The sequence below is a fragment of the Serratia sp. H1w genome (assembly GCF_000633355.1).
In the GTDB taxonomy this organism is placed as follows: domain Bacteria; phylum Pseudomonadota; class Gammaproteobacteria; order Enterobacterales; family Enterobacteriaceae; genus Chania.
This window is the reverse complement of record NZ_AYMQ01000047.1, coordinates 1-18903: the sequence shown is the minus strand read 5'-3', so window position 1 is coordinate 18903 and position 18903 is coordinate 1. Positions and strand designations below refer to the sequence as shown.

The 18903-nt window shown below is 52.2% G+C and carries 18 protein-coding genes, 1 tRNA gene and 1 pseudogene; 6 read left to right on the top strand and 14 right to left on the bottom strand.

Going from position 1 to position 18903, the window contains the following annotated elements; translation table 11 throughout:
* The first annotated feature begins 27 nt into the window (after positions 1 to 27).
* Both gyrA and rcsC read left to right on the top strand, forming a co-directional pair.
* Positions 28 to 2676, top strand: coding sequence for a DNA topoisomerase (ATP-hydrolyzing) subunit A (gene gyrA / locus U869_RS0110040; RefSeq protein ID WP_025122828.1), 2649 nt, complete (start codon positions 28 to 30; stop codon positions 2674 to 2676).
* A 160-nt stretch (positions 2677 to 2836) separates the two neighbouring features.
* The gene (rcsC, locus tag U869_RS0110035) at positions 2837 to 5707 is read left to right on the top strand and encodes a two-component system sensor histidine kinase RcsC (RefSeq protein WP_025122829.1); all 2871 of its coding nucleotides are present in this window, start codon (positions 2837 to 2839) and stop codon (positions 5705 to 5707) included.
* 47 nt (positions 5708 to 5754) lie between these two features.
* On the opposite strand, the gene rcsB is transcribed toward rcsC, so the two are convergent.
* From rcsB to U869_RS0110020, 3 genes are read right to left on the bottom strand one after another with little or no spacing between them, the layout of a single operon-like run.
* Positions 5755 to 6405 carry a response regulator transcription factor RcsB gene (gene rcsB, locus U869_RS0110030; protein WP_025122830.1) on the bottom strand — a complete coding sequence of 217 codons (651 nt, stop codon included), beginning with the start codon at positions 6403 to 6405 and terminating at the stop codon, positions 5755 to 5757.
* Positions 6398 to 9100 (bottom strand): phosphotransferase RcsD, encoded by a 2703-nt coding sequence (gene rcsD / locus U869_RS0110025; protein ID WP_025122831.1) that lies wholly within the window; start codon positions 9098 to 9100, stop codon positions 6398 to 6400. Before rcsD ends, rcsB begins: the two co-directional genes overlap by 8 nt.
* Before the next feature lie 21 nt (positions 9101 to 9121).
* Entirely contained in the window at positions 9122 to 10273 is a 1152-nt protein-coding gene (locus U869_RS0110020; RefSeq protein WP_025122832.1) for an MFS transporter, read from the bottom strand.
* Positions 10274 to 11104: 831 nt separating this feature from the next.
* Here U869_RS0110020 and ompC point away from each other — a divergent pair.
* From ompC to U869_RS0110000, 4 genes are all read left to right on the top strand, one after another.
* Positions 11105 to 12217, top strand: coding sequence for a porin OmpC (gene ompC / locus U869_RS0110015; protein WP_025122833.1), 1113 nt, complete (start codon positions 11105 to 11107; stop codon positions 12215 to 12217).
* A gap of 153 nt (positions 12218 to 12370) precedes the next feature.
* Positions 12371 to 12787 (top strand): VOC family protein, encoded by a 417-nt coding sequence (locus tag U869_RS0110010; protein ID WP_025122834.1) that lies wholly within the window; start codon positions 12371 to 12373, stop codon positions 12785 to 12787.
* An 80-nt stretch (positions 12788 to 12867) separates the two neighbouring features.
* Positions 12868 to 13197: an osmotically-inducible lipoprotein OsmE gene (osmE, locus tag U869_RS0110005; protein ID WP_025122835.1), complete on the top strand. Its 330-nt coding sequence runs from the start codon at positions 12868 to 12870 to the stop codon at positions 13195 to 13197.
* A 158-nt stretch (positions 13198 to 13355) separates the two neighbouring features.
* Positions 13356 to 13443 (top strand) — tRNA-Ser (locus U869_RS0110000).
* 224 nt (positions 13444 to 13667) lie between these two features.
* Here the strand turns inward: U869_RS0110000 and U869_RS0109995 are convergent.
* The 11 genes and pseudogenes from U869_RS0109995 to U869_RS0109950 form a co-directional block, all read right to left on the bottom strand.
* On the bottom strand, positions 13668 to 14525 hold the full coding sequence (locus U869_RS0109995; RefSeq protein WP_025122836.1) for a DUF4942 domain-containing protein: 858 nt from the start codon (positions 14523 to 14525) through the stop codon (positions 13668 to 13670).
* 75 nt (positions 14526 to 14600) lie between these two features.
* A complete protein-coding gene (locus U869_RS0109990) occupies positions 14601 to 14801 on the bottom strand; it encodes a DUF957 domain-containing protein (RefSeq protein ID WP_029988151.1) in 201 nt (66 codons plus the stop codon).
* A 2-nt stretch (positions 14802 to 14803) separates the two neighbouring features.
* On the bottom strand, positions 14804 to 15196 hold the full coding sequence (locus tag U869_RS0109985; protein ID WP_025122838.1) for a type IV toxin-antitoxin system YeeU family antitoxin: 393 nt from the start codon (positions 15194 to 15196) through the stop codon (positions 14804 to 14806).
* A gap of 69 nt (positions 15197 to 15265) precedes the next feature.
* Positions 15266 to 15601 (bottom strand): TA system toxin CbtA family protein, encoded by a 336-nt coding sequence (locus U869_RS0109980; RefSeq protein WP_025122839.1) that lies wholly within the window; start codon positions 15599 to 15601, stop codon positions 15266 to 15268.
* 12 nt (positions 15602 to 15613) lie between these two features.
* Complete coding sequence (locus U869_RS0109975) at positions 15614 to 16096, bottom strand: hypothetical protein (protein ID WP_025122840.1); 483 nt, start codon at positions 16094 to 16096, stop codon at positions 15614 to 15616.
* Between the two features lie 63 nt (positions 16097 to 16159).
* On the bottom strand, positions 16160 to 16480 hold the full coding sequence (locus U869_RS31425) for a DUF5983 family protein (RefSeq protein ID WP_081795908.1): 321 nt from the start codon (positions 16478 to 16480) through the stop codon (positions 16160 to 16162).
* 36 nt (positions 16481 to 16516) lie between these two features.
* Positions 16517 to 16855: pseudogene (locus U869_RS0109965) on the bottom strand (hypothetical protein); the annotation flags it as partial.
* A 76-nt stretch (positions 16856 to 16931) separates the two neighbouring features.
* Positions 16932 to 17417, bottom strand: coding sequence for a DNA repair protein RadC (gene radC, locus U869_RS0109960; protein WP_025122841.1), 486 nt, complete (start codon positions 17415 to 17417; stop codon positions 16932 to 16934).
* 10 nt (positions 17418 to 17427) lie between these two features.
* On the bottom strand, positions 17428 to 17874 hold the full coding sequence (locus tag U869_RS0109955) for an antirestriction protein (protein WP_025122842.1): 447 nt from the start codon (positions 17872 to 17874) through the stop codon (positions 17428 to 17430).
* A gap of 375 nt (positions 17875 to 18249) precedes the next feature.
* Entirely contained in the window at positions 18250 to 18510 is a 261-nt protein-coding gene (locus tag U869_RS30580; RefSeq protein ID WP_071998223.1) for a hypothetical protein, read from the bottom strand.
* Positions 18510 to 18903, bottom strand: a 394-nt coding sequence (locus tag U869_RS0109950) for a DUF932 domain-containing protein (protein WP_025122843.1), incomplete at its 5' end; no start/stop codon positions are given. The genes U869_RS0109950 and U869_RS30580, both read right to left, overlap by 1 nt.

The window sequence follows — 18903 nt, the reverse complement described above, 5'->3', positions numbered from 1 at the left end:
TCATTCAGTATGAGGGATAGCAGCTCCATGAGCGACCTTGCCAGAGAAATCACACCGGTAAATATCGAAGAAGAGCTGAAAAGCTCGTATCTGGATTACGCGATGTCCGTTATTGTCGGCCGTGCGTTGCCAGATGTTCGTGATGGACTGAAGCCGGTGCACCGCCGCGTTCTGTACGCGATGAATGTACTGGGTAACGACTGGAATAAACCATACAAGAAATCGGCCCGTGTCGTTGGGGACGTGATCGGTAAGTATCACCCGCATGGTGACAGCGCGGTGTATGACACGATCGTCCGTATGGCCCAACCGTTTTCGTTGCGCTACATGTTGGTGGACGGCCAGGGTAACTTCGGTTCTGTGGACGGCGACTCCGCTGCCGCAATGCGTTATACCGAAGTGCGCATGTCGAAAATCGCCCACGAACTGCTGGCGGATCTGGAAAAAGAGACCGTCGACTTCGTGCCAAACTATGACGGTACCGAGCAGATCCCGGCCGTTATGCCAACCAAGATCCCGAACCTGCTGGTCAACGGCTCGTCCGGTATCGCCGTAGGCATGGCGACCAACATTCCGCCGCATAACCTGTCTGAAGTAATCAATGGCTGTCTGGCCTATATTGAGGACGAAAACATCAGCATTGAAGGGCTGATGGAACACATCCCAGGTCCGGACTTCCCAACGGCGGCAATTATCAACGGCCGTCGTGGTATTGAAGAAGCCTACCGAACTGGCCGTGGCAAAGTGTATATCCGCGCCCGTGCCGAGGTAGAGGCGGACGCTAAAACCGGCCGCGAAACCATCATCGTGCATGAAATTCCGTATCAGGTGAACAAAGCGCGCCTGATCGAGAAAATCGCCGAGCTGGTGAAAGAAAAACGCGTTGAAGGCATCAGCGCGCTGCGTGACGAGTCTGACAAAGACGGTATGCGCATCGTGATTGAAGTCAAACGTGACGCCGTGGGTGAAGTGGTGCTGAACAACCTGTATTCGCTGACTCAGCTACAGGTGACGTTCGGTATCAACATGGTGGCACTGCATCAGGGCCAGCCGAAGCTGCTGAACCTGAAAGATATTCTGCGTGCATTTGTGCGTCACCGTCGTGAAGTGGTGACCCGTCGTACCATTTTCGAACTGCGTAAAGCTCGCGACCGCGCCCATATCCTGGAAGCGTTAGCCATTGCGTTGGCCAACATCGATCCGATTATTGAACTGATCCGCCGCGCGCCGACTCCGGCAGAAGCGAAAGTTGCGTTAATCGCGCAGCCTTGGGATCTGGGCAACGTTGGGGCGATGCTGGAACGTGCCGGCGATAATGCTGCACGTCCAGAGTGGCTGGAGCCAGAGTTTGGCATCCGTGACGGTAAATATTATCTGACCGAGCAACAGGCCCAGGCGATCCTGGATCTGCGCTTGCAGAAACTGACCGGCCTGGAGCACGAGAAGCTGCTGGACGAGTATAAAGAGCTGCTGAACATTATCGCTGAGCTGATCTTTATTCTGGAAAACCCAGACCGCTTGATGGAAGTGATCCGTGAAGAACTGGTGGCCATGCGCGATCAGTTCGGTGACGCTCGCCGTACCGAAATTACCGCCAACACGTCTGATATCAACATCGAAGACCTGATCAACCAGGAAGATGTGGTCGTGACGTTGTCGCACCAGGGCTACGTGAAGTATCAGCCTCTGACCGACTATGAAGCGCAGCGTCGCGGTGGTAAAGGCAAGTCAGCCGCCCGTATTAAAGAAGAAGACTTTATCGATCGTCTGCTGGTGGCCAACACCCACGACACGATCCTGTGCTTCTCCAGCCGTGGCCGCCTGTACTGGATGAAGGTGTATCAACTGCCTGAAGCCAGCCGTGGTGCCCGTGGCCGGCCGATCGTCAACCTGTTGCCGCTGGAAGCCAACGAACGTATCACTGCCATTCTACCGGTGCGTGAATACGAAGAAGGCCGCCATGTGTTTATGGCTACCGCCAGCGGTACCGTGAAGAAAACCGCATTGACCGAGTTCAGCCGCCCACGCAGTGCTGGCATCATCGCTGTTAACCTCAATGAGGGTGACGAGCTGATTGGTGTCGATCTGACCGACGGCAGCAACGAAGTCATGCTGTTCTCCGCCAACGGTAAAGTGGTGCGCTTCCCAGAAGGGCAGGTGCGCTCGATGGGCCGTACCGCGACCGGCGTACGCGGTATCAACCTTGGCGAAGGCGATCGCGTTGTTTCGCTGATCATTCCACGCGGTGAAGGAGATATCCTGACCGTCACACAGAACGGCTACGGCAAGCGTACTGCGGTAACGGAATATCCGACCAAATCGCGCGCGACCCAAGGGGTTATCTCCATCAAGGTCAGCGAACGTAATGGTCAGGTGGTTGGGGCTGTTCAGGTAGAAACTACCGATCAAATCATGATGATCACCGATGCAGGCACGCTGGTGCGTACCCGTGTTGCGGAAGTCAGCGTGGTTGGCCGTAACACCCAGGGTGTCACCCTGATCCGTACTGCGGAAGACGAGAACGTCGTCGGCTTGCAGCGCGTTGCTGAACCGGTTGAAGATGAAGAGCTGGATAGCCTTGAGCCGGGTTCAGAAGAAGCGGAAGAAGATACCACACCACTCGATGAGGGTGATGAGGATACCGGCGCCGTAGACGATATGGATGAAGAAAACTAAGACGTCGTAGAGTCTGGTTGGATCAGAAAGGGCTTGGCAGCGATGCTAGGCCCTTTTTTAGTTGTGTGGTTTAATTGCCGGGTTCGTTTGTCGGTGTTTCGCGGATCCTCGTTTTGCTACAGATGATGCTCGTCACCACTTACTCTGGCATGGTGCAAGATTGAAATATTTAGCTTCCTTTCGTACCACCTTAAAAATTTCCCGTTATCTGTTTCGGGTGTTGGCGATCATGCTGTGGTCGCTGGGAGCGCTGCTGACCACATTTTATATTCTGGATATCGTGCATGAGAAAGAATCCGATATCAGGCAGGAATATAATCTCAACTTTGACCAGGCTCAGGGCTACATTCGTCACTCGGCGGATATCATCCGTGACATCAAATACATGGCGGAAAACCGCCTCAATGGTACAGTAGGGAGCCTGGAGCTGTTCACCGGCATGATGAACGGCAAAGACCTCCAGCCTGAGCTAAAGCCGCTGTACCCCGAATCCAACTGTGCGCTGAATTCCAACTACCGTGACTCCATCACTTCGCTAAACGGCCTGATCCAATATTGGAAAGAAAACTTTGTCGCGGCCTATGACCTGAACCGGGTATTTTTTATCGGCGGCGACAGCCTGTGCATGACGGAGTTCGGCAGCAGCAACGGCATTACCGACCGGCAAAACGTCTTGAAGGCGTTGCATGAGCGCATCCTTAAATACCGTAACGCTGCCAACAGTGCCGATAAAGACAACAACCTTTACTGGGTCAGCCCCAGCCAGCAGCGGCCTGATGTGGGTTACCTGTATGTGATGACTCCAGTGTACGTCGGCAACAAGCTGGAAGCGTTGCTGGGGATTGAACAGACCATTCGCCTGGAGGACTTTGTCACCACCAGCAACCTGCCGGTGGGGGTCAATCTGCTGGATGAGAACAACGAATCGGTGCTGCAACTGGCCAATGGCGATCGCTATGCCTCCTCGCTCAACGTTTATCCGCAGGAGCACACTTATTTTGGCTATGTCGACAGTTACCAGGATCTGATCATGAAGAAGGCGCTGCCGCCTTCGTCGCTCAGCATCGTCTATTCTTTGCCGGTGAAAAGCGTGGTCGAGCGTTTCAGAATGCTGATCCTCAACGCGGTGCTGCTGAATCTGCTGTCCGCCGTGGTGTTGTTCAGCCTGGCGTGGCTGTTCGAACGCAAGATGTTCCTGCCCGCAGAAGAGAATGCCTTCCGATTGGAGGAGCATGAACAGTTCAACCGTAAAATCGTGGCTTCGGCGCCGGTGGGCATCTGCATTTTGCGCATCAGTGACGGCACCAACATTCTGAGTAATGAGCTGGCGCACAACTATATCAACCTGTTGACCAACGAGGACCGCGATCGCATTACACGCATTATCTGCGAGCAGCAGGTCAACTTTGTTGATGTGATGACCAGTAACAACAACCTGCAAATCAGCTTTGTGCACTCCCGCTACCGTAATGAGGACGTGGCTATCTGCGTGCTGGTTGACGTTAGCGCCCGCGTCAAAATGGAAGAGTCGCTGCAAGAAATGGCGGCGGCGGCGGAGCAGGCCAGCCAGTCCAAATCGATGTTCCTGGCTACCGTCAGCCATGAGCTGCGCACGCCACTGTACGGGATCATCGGCAACCTGGATCTGCTACAGACCAAAGCGTTACCGCAAGGGGTCGATCGCCTGGTCAACGCGATGAACAACTCCTCGGGGCTGTTGTTGAAGATCATCAGTGACATCCTGGACTTCTCCAAGATCGAATCGGAGCAGTTGAAGATCGAGCCACGAGAGTTTTCTTGCCTGGAAGTGATCACCCATATTGCGGGCAACTATTTGCCGCTGGTGGTGAAAAAACGGCTCGGCCTGTACTGCTTTATTGAACAAGGGGTGCCTGAGCGCATCAATGGCGATCCGGTGCGTTTGCAGCAGGTGTTGTCCAACCTGTTGAATAACGCCATCAAGTTTACCGACACCGGCTGTATCATCTTGCAGGTTTGCACCCGTGACAGCTATCTGGAATTCAGCGTGCGCGATACCGGTGTCGGCATTCCAGAAAAAGAGATACTGCGTCTGTTCGATCCATTCTTCCAGGTGGGTAGCGGGGTACAGCGCCATTTCCAGGGCACCGGGCTTGGGTTGGCGATTTGTGAAAAGCTGATCAACCTGATGGACGGTGATATTGCGGTGGAGTCCGAGCCTGGCCTCGGCAGCCTGTTTACCATTCGTATCCCGCTGTTCGGGGCGTTGTTCCCGACGCCGCAGGCCAGCGATACCTGGCAGGGCAGAAATCTGTGGCTGCAAATTCGCAATCAACGGTTGGAAAGCTACCTAGAGGCCATTCTTGGCGGCTACGGTGCCAAGGTATTACGTTATGAGGGGCAACCCACCGCGGCAGAGGACGTTTTACTCAGCGATTATCCAATGCAGGTCGATACCCCGTTGTTGGCACAGATCGAACTCTCCATCGCGCATATCGGCCCGTCATTGGAAACGCATCCAGGTTACTGGCTGCATAGCACTTCTACGCCGCGGGATGCCATCCAGCTGTTGAATCGGCTGTTTGGCGTGGTGACCGAAAACGACAAGGCATTGGTGCAACTACCGTTACCGGTTAAGGCCAACAAGGCAGACAACGGGGATATTCGCCTGCTGGTGGTGGACGATCATCCGATTAACCGGCGCTTACTGTCCGATCAGCTGGCATCGCTGGGGTATCAGGTGATCACCGCCAATGACGGTGTCGATGCGCTTGGTGTTCTGGAACGCAACGCGGTGGATATCATATTGACCGACGTCAATATGCCGAATATGGATGGCTATGAGTTGACTCGCAACCTGCGTCAGTCGAATTTCACGGCCCCGGTGATTGGGGTGACGGCCAATGCCCTGGCGGAAGAGAAACAGCGCTGTCTTGAGGCCGGGATGGATAATTGCCTGTCGAAACCGGTCACGCTGGAGACGCTGGAACAGCCGCTGGGTTATTACAGCCAACGAGTGCGGCGGTCCAGGGCCGAGTTGGGAAATACATAAACACAAAAGGGCGCATAAGAGCGCCCTTTTTCTACTTGCCTGCTGGCTTAATCTTTATCCAACTGCGTCATACTGACGGAGGAGAGATAGTTCAGCAGAGCGATATCATTATCAACACCCAGTTTCATCATGGCTGATTTCTTCTGGCTACTGATAGTTTTAATGCTGCGGTTCAGTTTTTTGGCGATTTCGGTCACCAGGAAACCTTCGGCGAACAGGCGCAACACTTCACTTTCTTTCGGGGAGAGGCGTTTATCACCGTAACCGCTGGCGTTGATTTTCTCCAACAGCTTCGAGACGCTCTCTGGCGTGAATTTCTTGCCTTTCTGCAATGCAGCCAGCGCTTTAGGCAGATCGGTAGGCGCACCCTGTTTCAGTACGATACCTTCGATGTCCAGATCTAACACTGCGCTGAGAATGGCAGGGTTGTTGTTCATGGTCAGGACGATGATCGACAATTGCGGATAGTGGCGTTTGATATATTTTATCAGCGTAATGCCGTCGCCATACTTGTCACCCGGCATCGAAAGATCGGTGATCAGTACGTTGGCGTCCAGCTTGGACAGATTGTTGATCAGTGCTGTCGAGTCCTCGAACTCCCCAACGACATTCACCCACTCAATTTGCTCAAGTGACTTCCGGATGCCAAACAGTACGATAGGATGGTCATCGGCAATAATTACGTTCAGGTTATTCATGTTGTTGGCTACCTTGCTGCAGCAGTCTACTGACGAAAAAATCAATCTGACTGATGTTATTCTCGATCTTGAGCGCATCACCGTCCGCGATGTGCTGTTCTAACGATTCACACAGTTGCTTGCCGGGAAGCAGATTTAACATAGCAAACACGCCCTTCAGGCGGTGTGCAGTCTGGGACAGCGCTGCAAAATCACTGCTGCCCGCCTCAGTATACAGTTTTTTGATATCATCGGGTACTGTATCAATAAACAAACCATAGTAATCACTTGATCTCAATTGTTTTTCATACAGTTGAACGTTATCGGTCAATGATTCTACAGGGTTTTCCTGCTGCTCTTGTGCCGCCATCTGCTGTTCGATCAGGATCAGCATTGCGTCGATCATGGCACTGTGCAGGTTATAGTTGACGCGAATGTAGCCATGGCCAAGTTGTTGCCAGCCCGCTTCATCGCTGGCAAGCAGTAGCGTATAGTCGTCGGCCTGCTGCGGATTATCGGTCAGCAATACATCATATTCCCTGCTGTTCTGGTGCTCCTCGGCCACGATGCAGTTGGCCCCGTAGCCAGCCAGTAGCTGGGTCACGATACGGCGGATCTCGTCAGAGGTGATATCCAGCAGCGCCGTTACCCCATCGAGCAGTTTCTCCGTCGCCTCTTCGTCTGTTTTTTCCCGTTCCATCGTGACACGAATGGTATAGCGGGTGCCGATATCGATCTTGCTGCGGATATCCAACTGGCCATTGAGCTTTTTGCACAGCTGATTGCACAGGAAAAACGTCAGTCCCGAACCGTGATCGAAGCGATCGACCAGCGTTTGGCTAAGGAAAGGGTAGTTCAGATTGCTGATTTCTTCATTGGAGATGCCAGCGCCGGTGTCATTGATATGAAATACCAGGTTTTCAGGGCGATCGGCTTCCTGTTCCACCTCTAGAGTGATTTTGCCGTAGGCGGTGGTGATGATGGCATAGCGCAGCAGTAATGAAAGGATTTTGCGCAGCGCACCGGCATCGCCAACGTACTGCTGGTTCACGTCCAGATTCACATGGTTGAACAGCGCCAGCCCTTTCTGGTTGATGGCGGGCAGAAGGTCCAGCAGCAGTTCATCCAGCAGGGCCGAAGGGTTAAAAGGTTGACGCACCGGCTGCCAGTCCTGAGTCTCCAGCCTGGTGAGCAGGGTGATATTGTCGATCAGATCCAATACCGAGGCTGAGGCCAGATTGAGCTGTTTGAGCAACGTCTGCTGCTGTTCGGCATCCGACGGCTGGTTGAGACTCACGGTCAACTCGTGCATTTGGCGTACCGGCTGGTTAAGCTCGATCCCCAGATTATGCAGCATCAGCTTGCGGGCCTGCACGTTTTTATCGTACTCACGCCGAGCTTGTTGCAGCCGTTTGTTTACCATCACTTCTTTATCCTGATCATTGAGCAGGAATAGGTAGGTTTCAGCCGTTCGCTGACTGCGGAAGATGCGGATCTCATAGACTTCGTTGTTGACCGTGGCCTGGATCACACCATGATGTTGTTCCGCCATATGGGCAATTTTAGGCAGGCTGAGGTGTGGCATCAGGTGTTCGGCGATCTTGTTGCTGGCGATCACGCTGTTGTCGGCGAAGTCATAGACCAGTAGCCCACAGGTCAGGCTGGCGATAATTTCCTGGTTTAGCGAGCGTTGCAGCTCCAGCTCGACGGCAATGTTTTCGCTGGGGCGGATGTATTGCTGGCGGAGGAAATAAATGCCCACCATCGATAGCGCCAGCAACAGCAGATTGACCGCCAGCAGCCAGATGTTATTACGCAGCAGGTCGATCGCCAGGTTGAACGCTGAAACGCGGTAAATCAGCTTTAACGGTGAATTGGGCAATGAAACGCTGAATTCAACCCAACTGCCTTTCAAGGCTGCCTGGGCGGTGACTGCCGTTTCGCTTGGCGCCACGCTGTCGTCGATCTCTTCGCTATCGGGCAGCAGCAGGAAATTGGCGCGGGCCATATTCAACGGAATGATGTCGTTAATCGGCAGATCGAAGGCGATTACCGTGGCTAAATGGCCCGGCTGGTTAAAAGTGGTGCGGATAGAAAACGAATAGGCGTTCTGAAAGCGTTGCTTGCGCAGGCCGGAAAAGCTCTCGCGCTCGTCCAGCATATTGGCCTGTTGCAGCATTTCGGTGCGGCGATCTGACACCGAAGTGGTCAGGTAGTTTTCTTTCAACCGCGAGGTCAGTTCTTTCAGTGATTGGGTTGTCACCAGGCTAAGGCTGTTATCTTGCCCGTTGAGAAAGTACATCGCATAGTTTTCGGTCTCGGTTCCCCAGCGGTTATCCAGGAAGTCCGAAATATTGGCCACCGTTGCCAGCGTAGCGTTGTCGTGATTGCCAAAAATGACCGCGTCGGTTTTGCCGCGCGGCTTCTCAACGTAATAGACATCCGGGCGCAGGCGGGTTTCCTGTAGGTTACTCTCAAGAGGAAGCGACGCGGTATTGCCGAATTTATCGTAGATTTGGTAGGTCAGCGATCGGTAGCTGTCGATACGCTTTTGCAGCGCGCTGGCAATGGTACTGACGGCATGTTTTTTTTCCGTCAGATAGGCGTTGGTATAGTTGTAACTGTACAAACCCATAGCCATGGCCAGCAGCATGATAAACAGCCAGAAGCTGCGGGTGATGTAGCGGGAGTTAATGGTCAGCTGTCTCTCTTGCAACATGGCGACGTGTTCCTGAAATTAACGGGTGACCGCTTTGGCGCTGGCGGTGACGACCAGCAGTAATGCGGCGACACAGGCCAGGGCAAACGTCAGACTGGAAATCTGGGCGATTAACCCGATCACTGCCGGGCCAGCCAGGATCCCGGCATAGCCCACCGTCGTGACCGAAGCGATGGCCAGATTGGCTGGCATGATGCGTTGGTTCCCGGCGGCGCTAAACAGGATCGGCACGACATTGGATGCCCCGACGCCAACCAGCATAAAACCAATCAAAGAGGCTATGGCGCTGTCTATGGCAATGGCCAGCGCCAGACCGATGGCCGCACACAGGCTACCCAGCAACAACACTTGATATCTGCCCATGGCGTTCACCACGCGATCGCCATTCAGCCTGCCGATCGTCATGGCAATGGAGAATAGTGCGTAACCCAGCCCTGCCTGGCTATGATCCATTCCGCGTAAGGTGGTCAGGAACAGGGCGCTCCAGTCAAGCATCGAGCCTTCCGCCAGGAACATGATAAAGCACAGCAGGCCGATAAACATCACCCAGCCACGTGGCAGAACGAACATCGGGCCTTCTTTATCACCGCCGCTTTCACGCAACAGGTGCTTACTGGCAATGAACAGCAGCGCCAGGATGGCTACGACGGCGATCAACGTGGCTTGTAGTGGGCCCAGCCCCAGCCATAATAGCGCACTAACCCCACCTGCACCGGCGATCCCGCCGACGCTGAAGAAACCGTGAAAGCCGGACATCATGGCACGATTGCTGGCGCGTTCGACCACCACGGCCTGAATGTTCATGGCAACATCAATCATACCAATCGCGGCCCCGAACAGCAGTAACGCCAATGCCATCCCCAGGGTAGAGTCCATCAGCACCAGCAGTGGCAAATCAATGCACAGGGCGACACCCGCCAGCAGGATCACGCGCCGACAGCCAAATTTACCGGTCAATAGCCCGGTTAACGGCATTGCCATGATCGAGCCCACCCCGATGCACAGCAGCAGCAGGCCTAATGAACCGTCATCGATACCGATACGCGATTTGGCAAAAGGCACCAGCGGTGCCCAGGTGGCCATGGCAAGGCCAGCGATAAAAAAGGCCAGACGAGTGGCATTCTGCGCGGGCACGCCGAGCTTACTTTGTTCGTTGCAAGTAACTGTCATGTCGGTATCGGGGTCGGCTCTGGGTGGTGGCTTAAAATGAACCCCTGTTTTTATCACAATCTGCGATCGGGGTCGAAAGGATTCGCGTCAACTGCGTGGCTTGTCAGGAGATGGTAGGGGTTAAATTGCTCGCTGAGGTGAGTGAAATAATTTCCCTTAGAAACAAATATTGTTTTGGCTTAAGCATGGAGTGTAGACATTGTTATTTTGTATGCTTGTGCGGGATATTTAGCCAGTAAATGGCGGGTTGGTTATTTTATTGGCGTTTTTGCTGTTATTAATTTAGCTATTTGTGCGGTGATTGATAATGTTTATTATATCTTTCGGTGATTAGATTTGTGCATTAAATGCTTTTTAGGTGCAATTATTAACCTGATTTTGGGTATAAAAAAACCGGCCTATGGCCGGTTGTAACTACAAAAATTATCATACGGATAATGAAGGTAATAATGAAAATAATGATGATAGCGGGGTGATTATAGCGTCAGGCGTCGACAGGGTTTTTGGCACAACGTGCTTATTAGTATAAACTTTTGTTCGGTTATCTTTGTTTTTATAAAGATTTGTATATTTTATTGTTTTATAAGGTTTAATTTATTTTTTTATCTTTCGATGCCTTATTGCTATTGTCGGTAAACTTTTGTTAAAGTTCGCTCGTGTTTACATTCTGAAACCTTTAATTATTGAGATGAAACACTATCGGATACTTGGTATCATTTTCTTTCTGGATTAATATAGCCCTTGTTACCAGAATGGTAATGCACAGTCGCGCTAATAATGCTCAGAAGAGCAGTGGCCGTAGCTCGACATAAACACAAAAGGATAATAACGATGAAACTTCGAGTACTCTCCCTGATCGTCCCGGCTCTGTTGATGGCAGGCACAGCAGGTGCAGCAGAAATCTACAACAAAGACGGTAATAAACTGGATTTGTTCGGTAAAATCGATGGTCTTCACTATTTCTCCGACAACGATAAAACCGACGGCGATCAGTCTTATATGCGTTTTGGCCTGCGTGGCGAAACTCAGATCAACGATCAACTGACCGGTTATGGTGAGTGGGAATATCAGGTTCAGTTGAACAAAACCGAAGCTGAAAATGACGCCTTCACCCGTGTGGGCTTCGCTGGTCTGAAATTCGGCGATTACGGCTCACTGGATTACGGCCGTAACTACGGTGTGATGTATGACATCGGCGCATGGACCGACGTGCTGCCAGAGTTTGGTGGCGATACCTACGGCGCGGACAACTTCCTGTTCCAACGTACCAACGGCGTAGTGACCTACCGTAACAATAACTTCTTCGGTCTGGTAGATGGCCTGAACTTTGCTCTGCAGTATCAGGGTAAAAATGGCAACGGCGAAGAAAGCAACAATGGCCGCGATGTCCTGAACCAGAACGGTGACGGCTACGGTATGTCCGTATCTTACGATATCGGTTATGGCGTCAGTGCTGCCGCAGCCTACTTCAGTTCAGATCGTACCAACGATCAGAACGGTGGTAACTTCAACTCTTCCATTCTGGGTCGTGGTGACAAAGCCGAAGCCTATAGCGGCGGCCTGAAATACGACGCCAACAACGTCTACCTGGCGGCAATGTATACCCAGTCTTACAATGCGACCCGTTTCGGTAGCAGCAATAGCTCGGTGTATGGTTACGCGAACAAGGCACAGAACTTCGAAGTGGTTGCACAGTACCAGTTCGACTTCGGTCTGCGTCCTTCCGTGGCGTACCTGCAGTCTAAAGGCAAGGACATCGGCGGCGGTTACGGTGACGAAGATCTGCTGAAATATGTTGATGTGGGCGCGACCTACTACTTCAACAAAAACATGTCCACCTATGTTGACTACAAAATCAACCTGCTGGACGACAGCACATTTACCGACAGAGCCGGTATCAATACCGACGACGTGGTTGCTGTAGGCCTGGTTTACCAGTTCTAAGCAATATCGTGAATGTGACCACGCGGCCTTCGGGCCGCGTTTTTTTGCCTGTTCGCTGGCCGCACGGATTGATCTTCATGCGGCACTGATTGCTATTCAGCTGAACCCGCAGGGACCTATCCTGTTTATAAATCGATAAATCAGGGGGTTGTCATGGAGCTTAAGATTGAACGTGTGATTGAAACGGTGCTGTATGTAGGTGATATTGAACGCGCCGCGGCTTTTTATCAGCAGGTATTGCAACTGCCCGCGATGGTAGCCAATGAGCGTTTCCGGGCCTATGACATTGGCAACCAAAGCGTGTTGCTGCTGTTTGTCTCAGGAGACTCGTTGAACGGCGCTCATTATCCTGAAGGTTATATCCCCCCTCATGATGGTAGCGGCCCACAGCATCTTGGCCTGGCCGTGAGCAAGGCCCAATTACCTCTGTGGGAGCAGCAGTTGGCGGAACACGACGTTGAGATAGAAGGGCGCATGCGTTGGGAACAAGGTGGGGAAAGCATTTACTTCCGCGACCCGGATGGCCACCTGTTGGAGCTGGTTACGCCGGGCATCTGGGCCAACTATTAGCCGCAGTAAGGCAATATTGGCAGAAAAGCCTTTTAGCTTCTACACTTAGAGTAACAGTAAGCCTGCTAAGAGGATAAGCTATGACAAAGAAACTGATTTTGGCCGTATGCACTGCGGCGGCATTTACCGTACTGACTGGGTGTACCACTTACGACAGGGCCGCGAGCTATGTGAACGAGCCTGTGGTAAGCGATGTTAAAGTCGGGATGACCAAGCAGCAAGTGCGTGCCATTGCCGGGCCGCCATCGACCTCTGCGACCCTGATCCATGCGCAGGGTACCTGTGATACTTATGCTGTGGCACCGCGAGACGGCAAAGCGCAGACCTATTTTGTCAGCTACAACGATACTGGCCATGTGATGAACAAGGGTTATCAGAGTTGTTCAGAGTATGATACTCAACCCAAATAACTGAGTGTTTTTCGTGCAAAAGGACCTCGCTAGCGCGGGGTTCTCTGTTTTTTTAACCACAATTGGCCTGAAATTTAAGCGAACGAACGTGTTGACGTATTTTTTTACGCGAAAACGATAGACATTTCATAACGGTACCGTTAATATCTGCGCCCATTGGAAGGATGGCCGAGTGGTTTAAGGCAACGGTCTTGAAAACCGTCGAGTGTAACAGCTCCCAGAGTTCGAATCTCTGTCCTTCCGCCAAATACTGACCCCAAGCTTATAATAAACTTGGGGTTTTTCGTTTTTAGCGTTTATCAGTATGCCATTCAGTATGCCATTGGATGTTGGCTGCAGTTGTCCTCGTTTGCCTTGAGTTGGACAGGTAATTGAGGGTTCCGTTATTCACAGCGCGATCTGCCGGTTCCATTGATGGTCGAGGTAGCAGGAGGTTTTTGTGAGATTGAGAGGCTATCTGCTCTCCGCCATCATAGCCGCGATGCTAACATTCCTGGAAAATGCTTTGCCACGATGTCATTCATCTTCTCAACCAGCCCTGGTTTCCTAAACGTCAGATGTGCTGATCCCTTCATGAAATATTTGATCGAAAAATACTCATCTTCATACACCTTTGTCATTTGTGGATTGGCACGGATATGCTCATAAAGCCGAGCGGTGAGATCTGCCCGGTTATCAGGCAGCGGCTTGCCATCGAGTAAATGCAACATCCTCTCCAGATCGGCCAGTTGGTCACGCCGATAACTGTGGTTCAGCGTAAATCCCCATTGGTTATAACTCACCAGATTGGTCACGATCACCTTTTTGCCAAAGCGGCACGGACTGTTGGTTTTGTAATGCCAGGACAGCGATTTGAAGACGTTGATCACTCCCCGCTCAAACACCTCTCCTTTATCACGATGCAATTGTTCGAACGTGCCGTAAATGCTTTCCTCGCTGATGGCAGGAATAGTGTCTCCCTCAAGGCTTCTGTACCACTGGTCACGGGCCTTGGCATCCATCACGCTCAGCATTCCTGACTTCTTCATCAGGTCTCGCCATATATCGCGATCAAGATTGCGGGTGATCACGGGCATGGCCGTTTCTGCTTTCTCCATCAACCAGCAACCGCAGCGAAAGTCTTGTTTCATAGACCAGTCTCTGGCTATTCCTCCACCGATGCTGTTGGTGATGGCCGAGATATCCTCAAGCTGGTGGATAATGGCTTTGATCTGTTCCAGCGCGGCGTTACGCACGGTGACGATACGTTCAATGCTGGTGGAACAAATCACTTCGGTGTGACCGGTTAATACTTCAGGTTCGGCAATAACGATGTGTTCTGATATCATTTTTTTCCTTTCATAGACAAGTAAAGCGCCAGGCGATAAACGCTGGTGCAAATGTGAGTGAGCGTTGAATAAGGGCTAGGTTGATGTTTCGTTTTGCAACAGCCCGAGATGGCGAAGATCCCAAACCGCGTTCCGTGCTTGTTGAACCAGAGGCAGCAAGGTGGCGGAATCGGTTTTATCCTCATCGTTATCGAAAATGAGTGACGAGCCGCAGTCAATCTTGTCTTGCACCCAGTTAATGAGGATATCCAGCCCCAGCTCAGTGGTTAACGTCATGGTCATGAGTGCTCATCAATAGAGGGTGATAATGTCTGATAGATCGCTAGATAGACGTGACCAACGCTACCTAACGTATCAGCCTCACAGGTAAAACCGGCATGCTGCACGGTGACGCAATGCTGACGGCGTGGATCTAATGCACCAGACTGTAATTGTGCTTCCAGTTTTGTCAGAAGTGCTGCAAATGCCACTTCAAGAGTCTGTACCGTGTCGGGGGAGAACGTACCGACAAAACCGGCGCGGTCAGCCAGAAAGTGCAGGTGATTGCCCTGCTGCACCAATCTGGCACCCAAGCGGGGCGTAATGTCTCGTTTCAGGCCCCAGACGGGTGATGGTGCGCTGTTTTCATCGGTGTTTAGATTTGCATGAGTATCAGTAACGGTGTCTTTCATTGTTAAATGTCCTTATTAATGTACAACGCCAGCGCAGAGGCTGGCGTGTTGAGGGTAAGCGGGATATTATCAGGCCAGGCGGCGAATGGCAGGACTCCGCAGCCCTAGCGCACTGCGGGCGCGTAACATATCGCCACCGCTCAAGGTTGGGTCTTGTGCCATCAGGCTGAAACCGGGGCGATCAATGCGTACCAGGTCAAATTTCTCCACCAGTTCATTGACGGTTTCCCGTACCGTGATGCCATGCTCAATCTGTTGGGCAATGGCTTGATCGTCGTGGTAGGGCGTATCGTTAAGCTCCAGGCCATAGCAGTGGCCCAACAACCAGGTGAGCAACTGCTGGTATTCGGTTAGGGCGTGACGGGCATTGGAGGTGATGGGCGTAATGGTGTCGGTAGTTTTCATGCAGGCAGTTCCTTAACACAATGGAGAAACCGGGAGTTGGCAGTGGTGAGTCAGCCAGTGAGCGACCTTGCGCCACTGCTTCACAGGGATATCAGATTCAATCGTCCAGGTAGTGGGGCACTGCGTATTGGCAAGTAACAACGTAGCCATCACCAGCCACTGGTAGGGATAGCCTCGCGTATCGCAGCGTATAAGGGCATAGGGTGTCTGCCGTTGGTAGAGGATGAACGGATCACCCGCCAGGTGCGCGATCCGCTCACCGTTAAAACCGATCATGCCCAATCCCATCAGGTTGTTATCGAACCGGTATCGGCGGTTGCCGGTGTGTTCACAGATAACCGGTGCGGTGGTTAACCCTAATGTGTCGGGTTGCCAATGCAGCTTCAGATACGCGGTGGTGATCGCCAGGCATAAGGTTTGCCAGTCTTGCGATGACACGTTGTCATGTTGCAGAAAATGGAATACGCCAGGCACGGGCGATGCACTCATGTTCATGAGAAAGTGTCCTTGTAAAGTAAAGGGATAATGCGAAGGTGGAACGTTGGGTGTGGGAGAGTATTACCAGTCGAAGGTGATAAAGTCGGGCAAGACTTCACCCAGAGCATCAATATGCAGGTAGCTCAGTTGATGGCGTTTCATCAGCGTGGTAACCAGATGGCGGCAGGTTTTGGAAAGCCCTAGCCGTTTGAGTTGCAATACTGGGTGGATCCACGCATCCAGTCGCAGCAAATAGCCGGTACCCGAAAAGGAAATCCACTCCCCGTCGCTAAACTTATCCTGACAATGCGAGATCCGGTACAGCACCGCATTGTCGCTCTCACTGATATGGGCCGAACTGCATTGCAGACCAAAACGTAAAAGCGGTATTGTTGCTATCATCGGCCCCCCCTCCTTTATTGCACCCGGTTGCGGGTAACGGCGTTGATGATGTGCCAATACCTTCTCACGCCATTCCGGGCTGATGACCGGGGCCATCGTCAGGTAGATCTTTGGGCAGGAGTAATAACAAGGCTGTACCGACTCATCCATCGCCTTATAGCCCCAACTTCCGCCGGAACCTTTCATCAGGGTGCAGTGGATCGCGGTTCTGGAGGCTTTGGACGGATCTTTCTGTGTGCTTTGGACAACTGACCACAGGACATTGCCCCGTAGCGCATGCGCCAGCGTCACGTGTTGATAGTGTTCAGTGTCATCGGTTTGGATCAGTGCCGCGATCAGCTCACGGCGAGAGAAGTGTGAAAATAACCAGCCCATAGAGAAGGTTCCTTATAAAGAGGGAGACGCACGACATCAGCGCAATGCTGAAAAATAGAATGGAAGAAAGTGGCTATCAGCCAGGTAACCAGCCGCGTTCGGTGAATGACACGATATCCAGACCACCGACAATCAGATGATCCAAGACCTTCACATCAACTAGTGCCAGTGCGTTCACCAGCCTGTCGGTGATCTGCCGGTCGGCCTGGCTGGGTTCAGTCTCTCCTGAGGGATGGTTATGCGCCAGAATAACGGCTGCTGCGTTATGGCGAAGTGCGGCCTTCACCACTTCACGGGGATGGACTTCCGTACTCCTGATACTGCCGGTGAACAACGTTTCGGATGCCAACAACCGGTGCTGATTGTCGAGATACAACACGATAAAGACTTCACGCTCCAACCCTGCGAGTTGCAAACGTAACCAGTCACGTGCGGTGTTGGTGGAGGTAAATAAGGCTCCGGGTTCGCGCAGGTGTTTTTCCAGTAATGACAGAGCACGTTTCACCGTGCGCTGTGCCGTTAACGGCAGTGCGGTTGACGCCAATAATGTTGAGGAATTCATTTTTGGGATCTCAGTCAATCAGGGCGAAAATGGCGCGGCTGTCGGGATGGTGCAGCGCGTATTCCCGCAGGCGGTAGAAATGGTTGGTCATCGCCTCGCTCTCGGTGCGGCAGGCGTGGTGGCTGTAGGCCATCAGGCAGGCGGTGATCCCTGCGGCTTCGGCGCTCATGTCGGCACCGTTACCGTTCAGGGTGTTGAACAGTGACCATTTTTTATCGCTATCAGCCTCGGGGGCGATAAAGGCCCCGCCATTATCGAGCGTGTAAAAATCCCAAGAGCCGCCGTGGTAGTCGGCACACAGGCGATCCAGCCAGCCAAAGACGTGAGCCTCCAGAATGAGCCATTGCGGTATGCTGCCGAAGTGCTGGGGCCAGAAACGAGAGCGCTGGTTGCTAGGCACGACAGTGGCAGTCAGCGTTGTTGATTGAGAGGGGGGTGTAGACAGTTCAAAATGCATGTTCATGGAAATATCCTTATTGATGAGATAAATAACAAAACAGGCCCCACCGGAAAACCGGGGAGCCTGTGCGTTGAGGTAGGTAATAAAATAATGTATTGATTTAATAGAGGCTTATCGAGGAGTTGATGGTCATTGACGGCCTCTCCCTTGCCTTCTTGAAACCGTTATCAGGGGGATAACGGTGAGTCGATTTCCCTGGATGTCAGCGTAATAATAAGTTTTGCTGGAGTGTTATCAATATACCGACAGACAACCCCACCCATCCTATCGGCCCACAAACGGCAAAGATAATTGATTGTGCAGATCAATAATCAGAAACCGATCGTTAAAAACGATCGTTGACGAATGAAGGTAAAATTGTAGAGGAACTCGTCAACAGTTCAGCAACGAGGGTGTAGTGAGAATGAGGTGTAATTGGAGACAGGATTGCGCATAGCCATCTACGTCAAAGCAGGCAGGCCAGTCTCCCTCTTCCCTGACCAACTGGCACAGGCTGACTTCACCCGGTCGATAACAAAGATGACTGTACCAAGCGCACAGATCGTCATCCGATATCGAACGACAACCGGGTTGGTTGTCCAGTGGCACCGGATACGGGGTTGCCTGATGTGCTTCGGCAGGGACCTGTTGCATCAGGCGACCGCCTGCTTAAGTTGTTCTGCCATTACCCACAATGCTCTATTGAGCTTGATATCACCATCAATCCCATTTATCGCACGGGTCTGTGCCCGTTTTCCTGTGGCGCTGCGACCCGATAATCCCCCTTTACTCAAATTTTCCTGAACCCGTTGAAAAGTTGTCCACAAATCGTCTTTCTTGTCTTCCCAGCGGCGGGGCATCAGGATTTGGCTTTCGGTCACCGGGTGGTGTTCTTCGCCGTAACGGTAGGTCAGTGCTGCGTGCGCCAGTGCATGTTGATGTTCCGGCGTCAACGTTAATGCCAGCATGCTTTCGCGGCTTTCTTCTATCCGGTCAAATATCCTCAAGACCTCGTAGGCCCCTTCAATTGTCGCTACCGATGTAAAA